This window comes from Arthrobacter sp. 05T420 (genome assembly GCF_056396305.1).
The window spans coordinates 63,108-78,760 of record NZ_JBFTLG010000019.1 but is presented as its reverse complement, the minus strand read 5'-3'; the positions used below and the strand labels follow the sequence as shown (position 1 = coordinate 78,760).

General features: G+C 69.4%; 13 protein-coding genes. 3 read left to right on the top strand and 10 right to left on the bottom strand.

All coding sequences use genetic code 11. From position 1 onward, the window contains the following. Nucleotides 1-121: 121 nt before the first annotated feature. On the bottom strand, nucleotides 122-1,576 hold the full coding sequence (gene hpaB / locus AC1DEM_RS17925; RefSeq protein WP_476885645.1) for a 4-hydroxyphenylacetate 3-monooxygenase, oxygenase component: 1,455 nt from the start codon (nucleotides 1,574-1,576) through the stop codon (nucleotides 122-124). 77 nt (nucleotides 1,577-1,653) lie between these two features. Further along, complete coding sequence (locus tag AC1DEM_RS17920; protein WP_476885644.1) at nucleotides 1,654-2,193, bottom strand: flavin reductase family protein; 540 nt, start codon at nucleotides 2,191-2,193, stop codon at nucleotides 1,654-1,656. A 178-nt stretch (nucleotides 2,194-2,371) separates the two neighbouring features. On the opposite strand from AC1DEM_RS17920, the gene AC1DEM_RS17915 reads away from it, so the two are divergent. Further along, on the top strand, nucleotides 2,372-3,088 hold the full coding sequence (locus AC1DEM_RS17915; protein WP_476885643.1) for an IclR family transcriptional regulator: 717 nt from the start codon (nucleotides 2,372-2,374) through the stop codon (nucleotides 3,086-3,088). 79 nt (nucleotides 3,089-3,167) lie between these two features. On the opposite strand, the gene AC1DEM_RS17910 is transcribed toward AC1DEM_RS17915, so the two are convergent. From AC1DEM_RS17910 to AC1DEM_RS17885, 6 genes are all read right to left on the bottom strand, one after another. Next, nucleotides 3,168-4,601, bottom strand: a complete 1,434-nt coding sequence (locus AC1DEM_RS17910; RefSeq protein ID WP_476885642.1) for an MFS transporter — start codon at nucleotides 4,599-4,601, stop codon at nucleotides 3,168-3,170. Between the two features lie 149 nt (nucleotides 4,602-4,750). Further along, on the bottom strand, nucleotides 4,751-7,837 hold the full coding sequence (locus AC1DEM_RS17905; protein WP_476885641.1) for an AAA family ATPase: 3,087 nt from the start codon (nucleotides 7,835-7,837) through the stop codon (nucleotides 4,751-4,753). Next, nucleotides 7,834-9,003 (bottom strand): exonuclease SbcCD subunit D, encoded by a 1,170-nt coding sequence (locus AC1DEM_RS17900; RefSeq protein WP_476885640.1) that lies wholly within the window; start codon nucleotides 9,001-9,003, stop codon nucleotides 7,834-7,836. Before AC1DEM_RS17900 ends, AC1DEM_RS17905 begins: the two co-directional genes overlap by 4 nt. A gap of 85 nt (nucleotides 9,004-9,088) precedes the next feature. Continuing rightward, nucleotides 9,089-10,108: an MIP/aquaporin family protein gene (locus tag AC1DEM_RS17895; protein ID WP_476885639.1), complete on the bottom strand. Its 1,020-nt coding sequence runs from the start codon at nucleotides 10,106-10,108 to the stop codon at nucleotides 9,089-9,091. A 172-nt stretch (nucleotides 10,109-10,280) separates the two neighbouring features. Further along, a complete protein-coding gene (locus AC1DEM_RS17890) occupies nucleotides 10,281-10,622 on the bottom strand; it encodes a DUF202 domain-containing protein (RefSeq protein WP_476885638.1) in 342 nt (113 codons plus the stop codon). Further along, the gene (locus AC1DEM_RS17885) at nucleotides 10,619-10,975 is read right to left on the bottom strand and encodes a YidH family protein (RefSeq protein WP_476885637.1); all 357 of its coding nucleotides are present in this window, start codon (nucleotides 10,973-10,975) and stop codon (nucleotides 10,619-10,621) included. The genes AC1DEM_RS17890 and AC1DEM_RS17885 overlap by 4 nt, the downstream gene beginning before the upstream one ends. Before the next feature lie 287 nt (nucleotides 10,976-11,262). Here AC1DEM_RS17885 and AC1DEM_RS17880 point away from each other — a divergent pair, with 287 nt between their 5' ends. After that, the gene (locus AC1DEM_RS17880) at nucleotides 11,263-12,453 is read left to right on the top strand and encodes an ADP-ribosylglycohydrolase family protein (protein ID WP_476885636.1); all 1,191 of its coding nucleotides are present in this window, start codon (nucleotides 11,263-11,265) and stop codon (nucleotides 12,451-12,453) included. Between the two features lie 574 nt (nucleotides 12,454-13,027). On the opposite strand, the gene AC1DEM_RS17875 is transcribed toward AC1DEM_RS17880, so the two are convergent. Continuing rightward, nucleotides 13,028-13,606: a DUF4395 domain-containing protein gene (locus tag AC1DEM_RS17875; RefSeq protein WP_476885635.1), complete on the bottom strand. Its 579-nt coding sequence runs from the start codon at nucleotides 13,604-13,606 to the stop codon at nucleotides 13,028-13,030. Nucleotides 13,607-13,729: 123 nt separating this feature from the next. After that, complete coding sequence (locus tag AC1DEM_RS17870) at nucleotides 13,730-14,746, bottom strand: 3'-5' exonuclease (protein ID WP_476885634.1); 1,017 nt, start codon at nucleotides 14,744-14,746, stop codon at nucleotides 13,730-13,732. A 103-nt stretch (nucleotides 14,747-14,849) separates the two neighbouring features. Between AC1DEM_RS17870 and AC1DEM_RS17865 the strand changes: the two genes are divergently transcribed. Continuing rightward, a complete protein-coding gene (locus AC1DEM_RS17865; RefSeq protein ID WP_476885669.1) occupies nucleotides 14,850-15,617 on the top strand; it encodes a VTT domain-containing protein in 768 nt (255 codons plus the stop codon). The last annotated feature ends 36 nt before the right edge of the window (nucleotides 15,618-15,653 follow it).

Here is a 15,653-nt window from a genome sequence, read left to right as displayed (position 1 = left end):
GTGCTGGCCGCGGAAATTGCCAGCCCTCGAATTACTGATCGAACGGTCAGTTAGTATCCCCAAATAATACTATGAGATGTGTGATAGGGCACACATAGTCGCGGGGAGTGTCTTGCGCGGGTCAGTCCTTGCGGTTGAGCAGTTCACGGACCCTGGCCCGGACCGGTTCGCGGTCGTAGGTGTTGACCAGGGCGCCGGCCATGCGGACCGGGTCCCCGAAGAAGAAGTACTCGTAGAGCGACTGGCGCCCGGCGAACCCGGAAATCGAGGCGTCAAAGGCCAGCTTGAACAGCCGGACGCGCTCGGGGCCGGTGAGGGTCTTGCCCTGCAGGTACAGTTCGATGTCCGCCCGGGCCTCGCTGTTGAGGTCCGCCTCGCCCGGCAGTGCCATGAGGCCCGACGCCGAGAACTTCCGGATGATCTGCGGGAAGCGCTGGGCGATCTTCGGGTACCAGTTGCGGGCCGCGTTCAGCGTGGACCACTTCGGCAGCATGACCCCGGCATCGTTGAGTCCGGCGTCGGCCTCGGAGGCGCGGACCAGCGCCTTGCCGATTTCGACGTCGATGATCAGCTCGGCGATGTCCTCCTGGATGTGCTGGAACCCGTCGATGCCGATCGCCTCGGCCAGTTCCGACGCCAGGCCCAGGAAGAACTCGCTCTTGGCGATGGTGCGGGTGACCACCTGGTGGGTCATGAGCGCCCCGGCGCCGGTTTCGGTGTAGAAGCTGTTGCACAGTTGCGGGTTGCCGAGCATGAAGATGCGCTCGCTGGGCACGAAGACGTGGTCAAAGACGGCGACGGCATCCATTTCCTCATAGCGGGAGGCCAGCGGCTCATCGTGGGTGCTGCCGCCGTTGTACAGCGAGGTACGGCAGAGGTAGCGCAGGCCCGGGGCATCGTTGGGAATGGCGAACGCGTAGGAGTACGGCGCGTCTTCCGGGGTGCCCCGCAGGACCGTGGACGGGAACACGAGCAGTTCGTCGGCAATCGGGGCGATGGTGGCGAGCATCCGGGCGCCCTGGATAACAATCCCGTCCGCGCGCTCCTCCACGATCCGGGCCGAGAGCTGGCCGCCGAGCTGCTCCGAGCCCGAAACCGAGCGGTTGACCTGCGGCGGGATGAGGGTGTGCGTGGCGAGGACGTCGTTTTCCCGGGCCCACTCGTAGTAGTTGCGGATGTTCTCGCCGAACTTGGGGTCCGCCTGCGTGAACCACTTCCCGGCCGTGCCCAGCGCGGTGAGCGCGGAGTTCATGTAGTCCCCGGAGCGGCCCAGGAAGCCGTTGGAGGACTCGGCCCACGTGGAGATGGCGCGGCGGCGGCGCTGGAGGTCCTCGATGGTCTTGGGCACCAGGAAGGAGGCGTTGACCAGGTCCCCGGTGCTGGGCGAGGAGTAGGTGAGCGCCTCTTGGTACGTCGGGTCGTGCTGCATGTCGAAGAGTTTGGCGTAGGAGCGGGCCACGTTGCGGAAAGCCGGATGCTCGGCGATCTTCTCGCTGACCACCTCGCCGTCGATCACCACATGCGGGGTCATGGCGTTGAGCTTGTCCAGGTACTGCCGTCCGGTGCGGATACCCATTGGTCTTCCTCCAGTCGTCGTTGAACTGAGCTGAGCTGTGTTGATTGGATGCTGTGTTAAATGGATGTCGTGCGGCGCTAGAGCAGGTCCTCCATGCCCAGCTGGCTTTCCGGGATGGTGGTGAATGTGCCGTTGGCGAACGCCAGGGCATCGCCGTTGCGGTAGTTGAAGTCCACCACCTCGCCCACGTAGAGGGTGTGGTCGCCGCCGTCGTACGCCGCCCACGGCTTGCATTCGAAATAGGCGAGGACATTGGACAGCCGCGGCGCGGTGTCCCCCTCCACCCACAGCGGCTCGGGGCCGGGACGGCCGGCGAAATGCATGGCCAGGTGCCGCTGCTCGGCGCCGAGGATATTCACCGTGAAGGGCCGATCGGCGAGTTCATCGTGGGCCCTGGCAGCACGGGCGATGCTGACCAGCACCAGCGGAGGCTCCATGGACACTGAGGTGAAGGAGTTTACGGTGATGCCGTGGCGCTTGGTGACCCCGTCGAAAGTCACGATCGCGACGCCGGTGGCAAACCTGCCAAGACTCCCCCGGAAGTGGTTGGCTCGCGGGGCAGACAGCGCGCCCTGGCCCCGGACACCGCCGGCGTGGTCGCGTGGCTTGGCAATCATCACTGATCCCTCGCGTTCGGTGCGGTCTTGTTCGGTCGTGGTGTGGTTGACCTGTGCTTTGGGTACGGTGTTGTTCTATAATCGAACAAGTAGTTCCCATATAGAACGCTAGCGGACCGTGAGCCGGAACACAAGGGTTGCCCGGCACGCCGGCATCCCCACCCCTAGGATGTACCCCATGACCCCGAACGACGGCACTGCCCAGGCTTCCCCGTCCCAGACGCTGTCCCGCGGCATCAGGGCGTTGGAGATCCTGGCCGAGGCGCAGCAGCCGCTCACGATTGCCGAACTCGCCGATGCTATGGGCGTCCACCGCTCCGTGGCCTACCGGATCCTGCGCACCCTGGAGGACCACTCGCTGCTGGTGCGGGACGACGGCGGCCGCGTCCAGCCCGGCCCGGGCCTGGCGGTCCTGGCGCGCGGGGTCTCCCGCAACCTGCAGTCGGCGGCCTTGCCGGAGCTGACCGTGCTGGCCAACACCCTGACCATGAGCGCCTTTGTGGCGGTCTGGGACCGGGAGGAGTGTGTGACGCTGGTGACGGTGGACCCGCGGCACAGCGGCGCCGCGGTGGTGCAGCACCCTGGGTCGCGGCATCCCATCAGCGCCGGGGCGCCGGGCATCGCCATCCAGTCCGCCTTCCCGGAACAGGAGTGGCGGGCGCTGGTCCCGGGCATCCCTTACCGGGCCGAAGCGGCCGAGGCCCGGCGCCGCGGCTTTGCCGCCAGCCATGACGAGGTGATTCCGGGGGTGTCCTCCATCGCGGTGCCGCTGCGCGTGCCGGGCGGCCGGCCGGCCGCCCTCGCCGTCGTGTATATCCGCGCCGCACAGGATCCGGACGAGGTCGCCGGGGCGCTCACGGAGGCCGCGCGGCGGATCGAGGCGCAACTGGGCTAGAACCTGCCGGCCCACCTGACTGGCAGCAGGGGCCGTTTTCAGCCCTCAAAACGGCCCCTGCTGCGAGCTAGTTGGGGGCTTAGGCGGCCGGCGTCGTCTTCCGTCCGCGTTGCCGGAGTACGACGGCGGCTGCGGTTCCCAGCAGGAACAGCGCCGTGGCGGCGCACACGGGAACCAGGAACGCCGTCGAATAGCCGAAGTTCTGGGCCAGCTGCCCGGCGATGGAGGATCCGAGCGCGGTGCCGGCGACAATGCCGCTGGCCAGGGCCGTCATGACCGTGCCAAGCTTTCCGGCCGGAGCTACGAGGCCGCCGATGGCGAAAACTGTGACCATGAGCGGGCCCACCGGCAGGCCCAGGACCAGCAGCACGAGAACCATGGGCAGCGCCGTCGTGGGCAGCAACAGCAGTGCTGCGAGCCCTGCCATGAGCCCCGCGCACGCAATCCAGCGGATGTTCACCGTGAGGCGGCGGGGCCAGTACGCGACCGAGAGGGCGGCCGCCGCAGAGCTCAGTCCCATCGCGGCGTAGAGCAGGCCCGCGAGCTCGGACGTGGCGAAGCTGGCGGAGAAGGAACTCAGGGAGGCCTGCGTGGAGCCGAAGAACGTGCCCATGCACACCATCGCCAGTACGGGCAGGGCGACGGCGGCGAAGGTCCTGGCGCGCTGGGCCGCCGTGCGGGCGTCCGCGTTCCTGTCCCCTGCCGCTGCGGGAACCACACCGGAGGCCGATGCGGCCGCCGGTTCAGCTGCCTGGCCTGAGGACGGGCGCCGTGCTGTGCGGACCACCGCGTGGTGCGTGGGGTGGACGGCGAAGGCGGGTACGAGGACAACAGTCAATGCCGCGGCCAGGGCCAGCGGCAGCCACGGCGCGAGCAGGCTGGCCAGGATGCCGACCAGGGCCGGGCCGAGCACGAAGGTGAGCTCGTCGGCGGTGCTCTCATAGGACAGGGCCGTGTCCAGGTCAGCGGCGTTCGCGGCCGCCCCGCGCCCGGAGGTCCGGGAGGTCAGGGCCATCCAGCGGACCCGGGCCAGCGGACCGACCTGCGGGCAGCTGGCCCCGGCTACGAAGGCCGCGGCCAGCACGGGGACGGCGGCGGCAAGGTCCTGCGCCCCGGCAATGAGGTACGCCGCGAGGATCAGGGCTACGACGGCCACGGTGTTGGCAATGGCGGATACGAGCAGCACGCGGCGCTGGCCGAGCCGGTCGGCGAGGACGCCCAGGACGGGAGCACCCAGTGCGGAACCGATGCCGACGGCACCGGCCGCGGCGCCGCCAACGGCGTAGGAGCCCGTGACGGAAGTGACGAGCGTCAGGGCACCGACAGTGAGCATGGCCAGCGGCAGGCGGGCGAAGAGACCCAGCGGGATGAAGCTGCGGCCGGCGAGCAGCGGCAGCCGCGCGAAGCGGCCGCCCTTGGCCGACTCGGGGGCCGGCAGCGCAGTCGCAGTGGGGGCGTCGGTCGAAATGGGGGCGTCAAGAGTAGACGCCAAAGAAGACGGTGAAGGGTTCATGGTTTCCGGGTTCGCTCAATAATGCGCATCGTCCCTCCTCCCGATGCGCGCGACCCGGTAACAGATCAATGATAGCTGATGCCCGGACGGCCAGTCCGGGCTGGCCGGCTGCGGCCGGGGCTCAGGACAAGGGGGGTCAGGACAGGGATTCAGGCCCGGGTGTCGTCGCTGATGTGCAGGGTGGAGCCGCTGCGGCCCTTGACCACCTGGAGCTGGGTGCCGATGCGCTGCTTCATTTCCGCCACATGGCTCACGAGCCCCACTACCCTGCCGCCGTCGCGGAGGCCTTCGAGGGCGTCCATGACCTGTTCCAGCGCCTGCTCATCGAGGCTGCCGAAGCCCTCGTCCACGAAGAGGGTCTCGATGTCGACGCCGCCGGACTCGTGCTGCACCACATCTGCCAGCCCGAGGGCCAGCGCCAGTGAGGCCATGAAGGACTCGCCGCCGGAGAGGGTGGCGGTGTCCCGGCGCTGGCCGGTCCACTCATCCACGACTTCCAGGCCGAGGCCGGACTTCGCGCCGCGCGCGGCCTTAGCGTCGGTGTGCCGCAGCGTGTAGCGGCCGTCGCTCATGCCAATCAGGCGTTCCGAGGCGGCGACGGCCACCTGCTCAAGCCGGGCGGCAAGGACGTAGCTGTTCAGGCTCATGCGGTAGGTGTTGTCGCCTCCGCCCTTGGCGGCGTCGGCCACGGCGGCGAGCAGCGCGGCCCGGTCCCGCGGCTCCCTGCCGGCGGCGGCCAGTTCCGCGTAATCAACGGCGATGCGTCCGAGGGTCCGGAGCGAGTTTTCCGCCAGCCCGGCCGCCAGCACGGCTTCCCTTGCTTTCCGGTCGGCCGCCGCCGCTTCCGTCCTGAGCTCTTCGAGGGCGGCATCGCTGACGAGCTCCCCGGCGCCCCGCTCGGCCGCCGCCAGGGCGAGGTCCTCGCCGGCAAACAGTTCCTGGATCCTGGCGGCTTCGTCGTGTCCGGCCCGGATGGCCGTTTCGAGGCTTGCTGCTGCCGGCGCCGGCAGCAGAGCGTCCCGCGCCGCCGCTGCGGTGCTGAAACCGGCTGCGGGCAGGGCCTGCTCAAGTTGTCGGCGTGCCTCCGCGGTGCGGGCGGCGGCCAGTTCGAGGGCCGACTGCGCGGCGTCCGCGTGTTCAAGGACTGAGGCGGTTGATGCCAGGGCGGCGATCCGCTGTTCGAGCGTCGCGTGGCTGGCGCGCAGCTTGTCCAGGGAGTGTTCCAGCGCCTCTGCCTGTTCGTCGATCTCGGCGATCGTGGATTGCGTTTGGGCGATGCCGGAGGCGGCGTCGGCCTGTGCCCGGTCCGCGGCGGCGATGGCCGCCTCGAGTTCTGACAGCCGGGCCCGGCTGGCGGCAAGGTCCGTGGCGGCGCGGGCGGCGTCCTCGGCCCGTTCCCGGGCCAGGGCCGCCTCCAAGCGGGCTTCCTCGGGAGGTGTGCTGCCGCCCTGGGCTGCCAGGACGGCGACGTTTTGGTGGGCGTCGGCGAGCTCGCGTCCGAGGGCAGCGAAGGTCTCTTCCGCCGTGTCGCTGGCTAGTTGCGCTGCCTTTTCAGCCTCGGCGACGGCCAGGGCAGAGGCTGCGGCCGGGGCGGGTGCCGGGTGCTCCGGGCTGCCGCAGACGGGGCATGGGACTCCGGCGAGAAGTTGGGTGGCGAGCTCGGCCGCGGCGTTCGTGAGCCGTTGCTCCCGGAGGTCCAGCCAGTGCTGCCTCCGGTCCTGGTGTACGTTCCGGGCTGCGGCGTGCTGTTCAGCGATTGCCGAGCACTCGGCCTCGGCGGCGAGGAAGCGGCCAACGATGGTCACGAGTTCGTCAGCTGCCGTGGCCTCCTTGGTGCGCAGCTGGACTTCCGCGGCAAGTTCCTCGAGGGGACGGATTCCGGTGGACAGGGCCACCGACTCGGAACGCAGGGCGGCCAGGGCAGTGGCGCCGGTCCGCTGACCGGATTCCAGCTCCTGCAACTGTTGGCGCAGCCGGCCGCGGCGTTCAGTAAGTCCGACGAGCCGGGATTCGTCGGGCAGGCGTTCGGTGAGCACGGCCTGCAGGGACCGCAGCCGTGTGAGGGTGCTCCGGACGGTTGCGCTGTCCAGCGCGGCGTGCGGGCCGGCGGCGTCGTCGTCGGCCTTCCCCCTCCCTGCGTCGATGAGAAGGTCCTGCCCCGCGAGCTCCGTGTCCGTCAGTGCCGCGGACCGAAGCGTGCGCGCGGCCTCCAGCAGGGCTGTTCCTGCCCGTTCCTCCGCTGCCGCGGCGCTGTCCACGGCCTGCAGTTGGCCGCCAAGCACTTCGGCTTGGCGGTGCAGTCCGAGGGCGGCGGCTTTCTCCGCCAGCAGAGGGGCGGCGGCGTCGGCGTCAAGCCGCCGCAGTTCCGCGGCGGCAAGTTTGGCGTGGCGGTTTGCCCGCGCGTTGGCGGCCTCCAACGCGGAGGCATGTTCAGCGGCGTGGTTCTCGGCTGCCGCGGCGGCGGCCCGCCGGCCCTCCGCGGCTGTTGCCGCGGCGTCGTCAAGCCAGGCCAGCAGGGCATCGGGCTGGTCCCTGCCGGGGGCATCTGCGGGGTCGAGCTCAAGTACCGCGGTTTCAGCCTCGGCCTGCGCCAGGAGCAGGTCAAGCTTTGTGGTGAGGCTTGCGACCTCCGCTTTGGCGGTCAGCGCCTGCCGGGATAGTTCCTGCTCCACGGCCTCAAAGCGCTGGGTGCCGAAAAGGCTCTGCAGCAGCTCCAGGCGGTCAGATGCCTTGGAGCGCAGGAACGCCGCGAAGTCGCCCTGCGGCAGCATGACCACGCGCGTGAACTGGTCCCGGTTCATGCCCAGGACATCGGTGATCTCGGCCCCGGCCTCATCGTTCCGGCCGGACTTCTCCACCCACGCGCCGTCGATGCGTTCGCGGAGCAGTGTATTGGCCTGCTGGACCGTGAAGCCGTTCTTGCCCCGGGCGCTCGGTTTGTCCCAGGCGGGCGACCGGGAGACTTCGAAATGCCGGCCCTTGGCCGAGAACTCGCAGGTGACGCGGGGCTCGGTGGCGGCCTCTGCGTGGTCGCTGCGCAGCCGCTTCCCGTCCTGCCGGGCCCCGGGAACCGATCCGTAGAGGGCGAAGCAGATGGCGTCCAGGACGCTCGTCTTGCCCGCGCCGGTGGCGCCATTGAGCAGGAACAGTCCGTGTGCGCTGAGCCGGTCGAAGTCGATCCGCTCCGTGCCCGCAAACGGGCCGAAGGCGGCAATCTCCAGGCGGTGGATCCTCACAGGGAGACCCCTTCCAGGCGCACGGCTTCGAGCGCCTCGGTGAGAACGGCGGCTTCGGCGTCGGAAGCTGGCCGGCCGCGGACGTGATCGAGGAAACCGCAGCAGACGGAGAGGTCATCCTTGGCTTCGGCCAGCCGGCTGCTGTAGCTGGCCTTCGGCGCCGCGCCGGAGCCATCGGGATCAAAGCCAAGCACCAGGGTGTCGGGGAACCGTGCCCGCAGGCGGTCCATCGCCTGGGCGGGGCGGGCGGCGTCCGTCAGCGTGATCTGGCAGTAGGCGGCCTCCGCCCAGGCGAAGTCCTCCGATGCGAGGAGGTCATCCAGCTTTCCGCGGAGCACGGCGAGGGCCCGGGGCGCTTCCCACTGCACTTCGCGCACCCCGCCGATTCCGTCGGCGTCGATCTCCACGAGCCAGCTGCCCTTCTTGTGCTTCGCCTCCGAGAAGGAGTATGCCAGCGGCGAGCCGGAATAGCGCACCGCCGGGGAGAGCTCCTGCCGGCCATGCAGGTGGCCCAGCGCCGTGTAGCCAAAGCCGTCGAAGAGATCCAACGGAACGGCGCCGACGCCCCCGATGCTCAGATCCCGTTCGCTGTCAGAACTGATGCCTCCGCTGGCGAAAGTGTGCGCCAGGACCACCGAATGGACGGTCCGGGTCTGGCTCCGGTGCCGCACGTCTGCACGGATCCGTTCGGTGGCGGCGCGTGTGACCTCGAAGTGGCTCGCGGTCTCGACGCCCAGCTGCTCGGCGACCAGCCGGGGCTCCAGCCAGGGGATCCCGTAGATGGCCAGCACCGGCGCTGCGTCGTCCCCGAGTGGAAAGAGCACGGGCTGGTCCAGTTCGTTCAGCCGGGTGCGCAGATGCACTCCCCCGCGCTCGAGCAGCCGCGACGCGAACCCCAGCCTGATGGCGGAGTCGTGGTTGCCGCTGGTAAGGACAACCTGGGCGCCCGCACCCGTGAGGCGCACCAGGGCGTCATCCAGCAGTCCGACGACGTCGACTCCCGGCAGTGCGCGGTCATAGACGTCCCCGGCGATGAGGACGACGTCCACGCTCTCTTCCCGGACAAAGGTCACGAGCTGGTCGACGAAGGCTCGCTGGGCATCGAGCATGCCGATGCCGTGGAAGGACCGGCCCAAGTGCCAGTCGGAGGTGTGCAATAACCGCATATTCCTACGGTATCGGCTGGCACCGACACTCTTGCGCCACCACCCCGGAAGGGTGACCGAAGTCAAAGGAGGTCCGGAGGTGTTGCTACTTTCCACCCTTGCGGTCGAAGAAGCTGCGGGCCTCGTCGTCCTGGGCTACGGTGCGGTCGGGCGCCGAAGCGGCGGCGACCCTCCCGTTGCCCCTGTGGCCGGCGCCGACCTTCTGGCCGTCGTCCAGGCCGTCGGTCAGCTCCGCGTCATTGAAGTCCGCATCGTCGAAGTCGGAGTTCACATCGGCGTCGTCCAAGTCGGCGTCGGTGAGCGTTGCGCCGGCCGGGTCAGTGGTCCGCCCTGTCTGAACAGTGCTCTGGGCGAAGCCGCGGAAAACCAGCCCGGCGACGGCCGCGCCGACCACCGGCGCCACCCAGAACAGCCACAGCTGCCCGAGCGCGTCCGGGCCGCTGAAGATGGCCGAGGCCGTGGCCCGGGCCGGGTTGAAGGGAACATTGCCAAGCGCCTGGCCCAACTGCAGGAGCATCGCCGTCGTCAGGCCCACCGCGAAGGGGGCAGCCGCCCTGGCAGGATTCCGGCTGGCCGTCGTTGCCAGAAACACGGCCACGAGCAGGGCGGTACCGAGGACCTCCACGAGCAGAACGCCTGCCATGGGCACCTGGATGATCGAGTGCTCGCCGAATCCGGCCGCCACGGTGGCGAATGCGCCCTGGCTGTCGTTGATCGTCGGAATCGTGCGCAGGACGCCGAACAGGGCAACGGCCCCGAGCGCGGCGCCCACGAGCTGCGCGCCGATGTACGCGGCGGCGTCGGCCAGCCGGATCCGGCCGGCGATGGCGTTGCCCACGGTGATGGCGGGGTTAAAGTGGCCGCCGGAGACGTAGCCGACGGCCAGCATCGCGGCCGTCAGCGCCAGGCCGGCGGCCAGTGCGGCAGGCAGCGGGTTGGACTGCGGAATGGTGAAGAGCGGCACGCCCAGGCCTGCGACCACCACGATCAGAGTCCCCAGCGCCTCAGCGGAGAGCCGGGCCACGAGTCGGGGCCGGGGCGAAACGTCGCTGGCGGCCGGTGACTGGACGCCAACGGATTCGCGGGCTGGCACAAGCAGGGTCATAGTGAGGATTCCTTTGCTGGTGGCGGCGCGGCCGGGGGCTGCAGTTGCGGCGTCGCTGGCCCGCCGCCGGGCGGTGGTCCGGGTGCGGCCTCGGCCGCCCGGGAGAATGGGTCCGCGAGCAGTCTGCCAGCGGAATCTGGATGTTCGCTGGATTCTGGCCTAGTGCCCCAGTTCAGTGCCCCAGGGCCACCGCTGCCACGGCGCTGGCGGCAAGGGCGACGACGGCGGCGGCGGCCCAGCGCAGCAGCGCAGCCGGCGGCGCGGCGTTGGAGCGCCGGAGCTCCCGCCCGCGGACCAGCACGCATACAGCCACCACCAACGTCGCGGCCATGGCGGCCAGCGCGCAGACACCAAGGAAATCAACGGGACCCGGAACGCCTCCGCGGGACCCCGCGAGCGCCCAGCTGCGCCAGATCAGCAGGTCCGCCACGATCAGGGTCAGCAGCGTCCGGCGCCAAGACAGGGATGTCCGCTCGGGCTGCAGTCCGGGATCCCGGACCTCCTCAGGCCTCACCGCGCCACCAGGATCAGGGCGGCGAACACCAGCGCCGCGGCCGCGACGCCGATGGTCATCACCAGCATCACGCCGGAGAACGGCAGCTCCTGGTTGTTACGCATGGCAGCCTCCATGAGTCCCCACCGGCGGTAGGACAAGGCGGCCAGGCCTGCGCCGAGGAACGCGAGGACGACGCACAACGCGATCCGCACGGGTCCGGGCGCGATCTCGGGAGCCAGCTGGTCAATCGCCAGGGCTCCGGCAATCAGGGCCAGGGATGTCCGGATCCAGGCCAGGAACGTCCGCTCGTTGGCCAGGGAGAATCTGTAATCGGGGGTGGTCCCGGTCTTCCGCCACACTGGTTCGCGCATTCGTTTCCTCCCGCTGCCGGACGGATACGCCGCCGGCGGTTGCTTCGCCTGACCGCTGGACGGGTCCTAACAGCACCCTACCGGCGTTCCGCATCCGCCGCCCGCGGGATTGGGGACAGCTGCATCGGGTACGGCGGCATTGGGTCCGCGGCACTGGGTCGGCGGCATTAGCCGGCATTGCAGGGTGCGGGCAGGGTCCGCGGGGCTGGGACGACGGAATTGCAGAGTCCGGGGGCAGCGACGGCGGCATTGCAGAGTGCGGGGCAGCGCCGGGTAAATTTGAGGGCATGAGCACCGAGCCCGGGACCAGCCCCGCACCCGCCCCATCACCCGGCCAGCCACACTCCCCCGCACCGGCCCACGGCTCATGCATCCACGGCTGCCTGCTTGGCGGTGCGCTCGGTGATTCGCTGGGTTACGCCGTCGAGTTCGACGACATCTCCGCGATCCGGGCCCGGTTTGGCCCCGCGGGCCTGCAGGACTTTTCTGCGCTCGACGCCGGCAGCCCGTTCTCGGACGACACGCAAATGACGCTGTACACCGCGGACGGCCTCCTGGAAGCGCTGGAATGGGCGAACGACGGCGTGGCATCGGACATCAACGCGTGCCTGTGGCTCGCATACCTGCGCTGGCTCGCCACCCAGGGCGTCGCAGTGCCGTCGTCGGCCCCGTTCCAGCCGCCGCGCTGGATCGATGCCCAGGCCGTCCTGAAGAACCGGCGTTCGCCCGGCAAGGCGTGCCTGAGCGGACTCGCCACGGGCGAGATGGGCACCGTGAAGCGGCCGGTCAATCCAGATTCGAAAGGCTGCGGCACCGTGATGCGTTCGGCCCCGTTCGGCCTGATCCCCCATCTCGAACCCGAAACGGTCTACAAGCTCAGTGCCGATGCCGCGTCCCTGACGCACGGGCACCCCGCGGCACGGCAGAGCGCAGGCATGTTCAGCCTGGTCATCCACGCCCTGTCCTCCGGCCACGGTTTGCGCCAAGCGGCGGAATCGGCCCTCAGGCACCTGCGCGGCGGCATCCTGCGCAAGGGCGAGGATCCGGATCCGGATGTTGTGGCACGGCTGGAGGCGGCCTTGCGGCTGGCCGGTGACCTGCTTGGCGGCGGAGGCGTGCTCAGCCCCGAGGACCTGGTCAGCGAACTCGGCGAGGGGTGGGTGGCCGAGGAAGCCCTGGCCGTGGCGCTGTACGCCGTGCTGGCCACTGTTCCGGTGCCGGAGGCGGGGTCAGATGGCGAGCCGGCAATGGCGGACGCCGGCCCTGCCGACGCCGACGCCCAGTCGCATTTCCGGGCGGCAATTGCGGTGGCGGTGAACCACAGCGGGGACAGCGACTCGACGGCGTCGATCGCCGGAAACATCCTGGGGGCTTACTACGGCGAGCGGTGCCTGCCGGCCGACTGGCTGGCGGCACTCGAGGCGCCGGAGGTCATCCGGGGCATGGCGTCGAGGTTGGCGGCCGTCACCGGCGCGTAGCGTCACCGGGCAACTGTCCCCGGGGCATGCCCCGTGGCGCCCCGGTGCAAAGAACATGTCCATCCGCCAATGCCGCGCAACGAGGACATGCCCATCCCCGGCGGCGGGGACTGGACATATTGCCATCATGTCCGGTCGCCAGGGCCTCCGGAGGACATGTCCGGGCCTCCATCAGCGCACCGAAGGACATGTCCGGGCCTCCATCAGCGCACCGAAGGACATGTCCGGGCCTCCATCAGCGCACCGAAGGACATGTCCGGGCCTCCATCTGCTCACCGAAGGACATGCGCATCTCCGGCGGCGGGGACTGGACATATTGCCATCATGTCTGGTCGCCAGAGCCTCCGCGGGACATGTCCGGGCCTCCATCAGCGCACCGAAGGACATGTCCGGCGCTCCATCAGCGCACCGAAGGACATGCGCATCTTCGGCGGCGGGGACTGGACATATTGCCATCATGTCCGGTCGTCAGAGCCTCCGCGGGACATGTCCGGCGCTCCATCAGCGAACCGAAGGACATGTTCCATCGCTGCTGGCCGCATCGCCGGGACATGTCCGGGCCTGGTTGCGGATCCTAGGCGCCCCGGAGCGAGATGTTGTTGCAGGCTTCGCAGACGTCCGCGGGGATGAGTCCGCGGCGCTGCAGGAAACCGAAAATCGTGCAGCCAAGGCAGAACCCGGCGAACGCCTCAAGGGACGCGGCGGCTATCAGCACCGCGAGCAGGACCCACGCCGCAGGCGCAAGGCCGGCAGCCAGCAGCAACGCGGCCGCCGTCGACACGGCTGCGCCGATGCCCTGGGCGAAGCGCTTTGGCGGGCCGGGAACGAGGCGGGTCCGGCCGAGCCAGGGCATCAGGACCTTGACCGAGAGCAGGGCCAGGGGCGAGATCCGGGGGCCGAAGAGCACGCGCAGCCAGAACCCGGTCGCGATGATGGCGAGCCCCCAGCCGAAACCGGTCAGCAGGGTCACCGCGGACAGCGCCACCACCAGGGCAGCGGTGATCCGGGCGGCGTATTCGTTCACCGGGTTGGGGAACGCGAACACCCACCGCCAGTCAACGCCGCGCGGCTGAACGGACTTCGAGGGCACTGACTTCGAGGGCACGGACTTCGAGGGCACTGCGGGAGTCTGTGCATCCGTGGGTTTGCTCATCGCCCAAGGCTACGAGCGGGCGCGCCGGGGCGGGAATGATTGTTGCGCCATGTGACCGCGGATTCAGGCAAGGCTGGTTCAGCCGGGCCCGGCTCCGGCAGGCCCGGCTCAGGCGGGAAAAGTTCAGAAGGGTGCTGCGGCCAGGTGTCCGCCGACCATCTGGAGGAATTCACCCTCGGACAAGACCTCGATCCGCTGCCCGCGGTCGTGCAGTTCCAGGACGCGGCGCGCCTTGCCCGTGAGCCGGCCGGATCGCAGGTCCGCGGCCACAAACCCGTCGCCCACCACCAGGACGGTGGTGCGGGCCGTGACCCGGCTTTCAGGCCGGGCGCCCAGCTCGGCGGAGCGGACCTTGGCTTCGGGCCGGGGAATCGCCAGCTCGCCGGTGAACACGACGGTCTGGCCGAACAGCGGATGGTCCGGGCTGGCGGCGGCATTGGGCACCGGGTTGGGGCCCTCCTCTGGCCATCCGGCCACGAACCGCCGGCCAACAGGTGCGCCGGCAGTTCCCCCGGCGAGCGCGTCCAGCGCCGCGAGGGTGGCCTTGGACAGCGGGTCGCGCCGGGGGTCGAAGGCCGGCTGGTGCGAGACCGTGAGGCCCAGGGACAGATAGAGTTCGGCGATGCTCGCCGCCCTGTTGCGGGCGGCGATGTCGATCAGGATGCCGGCACAGGCCCGGGCGTCCTCGGCGGCATCGTGGTGATTGACCAGCGGGACGCCTGCCTCCTCGGCGGCATAGGGCAGCGAATTGGACACCAAGGAGTAACAGCGCCGGGACAAGATCACCGTGCAGACGTAGTCGTAGGCTGGCCCGGCCAGCCCGGACACCTCCAGCCCAGAGCGGATCACACCGAGATCGAATCCCGCATTGTGGGCCGCCAGCACGTCGCCGCCGATGAACGCGCCGATCTCCGGGAACAGCTCACCGAACCGCGGCAGTCCCGCCACCTGGTCCGGCCGGATGCCGTGGATCCGGACGTTGTGGTGATCGAAGGTGTCATGGTTTTCCGGCGGCCGCATGAGCCAGGAGGCTTCCTCGACGACGACGCCGCCGCGCACCTTGCTCAGGCCAACAGCGCACGGTGAACCGCGGAAGCCGTTCGCGGTCTCAAAGTCGATCGCCGTAAAGTCCAAAGTCACGGCCCAACTTTACCGCCCGCGGGCGGCGCCTCCCGCACCGGGAAGGGCACCCGGGGGCCGGCCGGCGGCCGTCAAGTACCCTTAACGGGTGAACGTACTAGCAATGAGCGACCTCGCCGTGTCCGCCCTCGGCGGCGCCGGCCCCGTCCAGCCGCAGCTGGCCTCCTTCCTGCCAGACTGGCTCAACCCGCAGGTTTTCCTGGCGAATCCGGCCTTCGCGCCGTGGGTGGTCCTCCTTGTCTGCGGCATCATCTTTGCCGAAACGGGGCTGTTGATCGGTTTTTTCCTGCCCGGGGACTCCATGTTGTTCACGGCCGGGTTGCTCGTGGCCACCGGCACCATCCAGGTCAACATCTGGGTCCTGACCGCGCTCATCATCGTCGCCGCGATCGTCGGCAACCAGGTGGGCTACCTGATTGGATCCAAGGCGGGACCAGCCCTGTTCAACAGGCCCAATTCCAAGCTGTTCAAGCGTGAAAACGTGGACAGCGCACACGCATTCTTCGAAAAGCACGGCGGCAAGGCCCTGATCCTGGCCCGGTTCGTCCCGATCATCCGCACCTTCGTCCCGGTGATCGTGGGCGTCGCGCAGATGAGCAAACGCAAATTCTTCACCTACAACGTGATCGGCGCAGTCCTCTGGGGCGGCGGCGTCACGCTTCTGGGCTACCTGCTCGGGGACAAGGTGCCGTGGGTCAAGGACAACCTGGACATCATCTTCATCGCCATCGTGCTGGTCTCCGTGATACCGATCGCCATTGAGGTCATCCGGGGTGTCATCGCCAAGCGACAGTCCGAGGAGTACGGCACGGGCGTGGTGGATGAGTTCATCGAGGAGCATGAGCCGGAAGAAGAGCGCCGGACCCCGTAGTCCAAGACGCCGTATCCCAGCACAGCAGTGCGCACC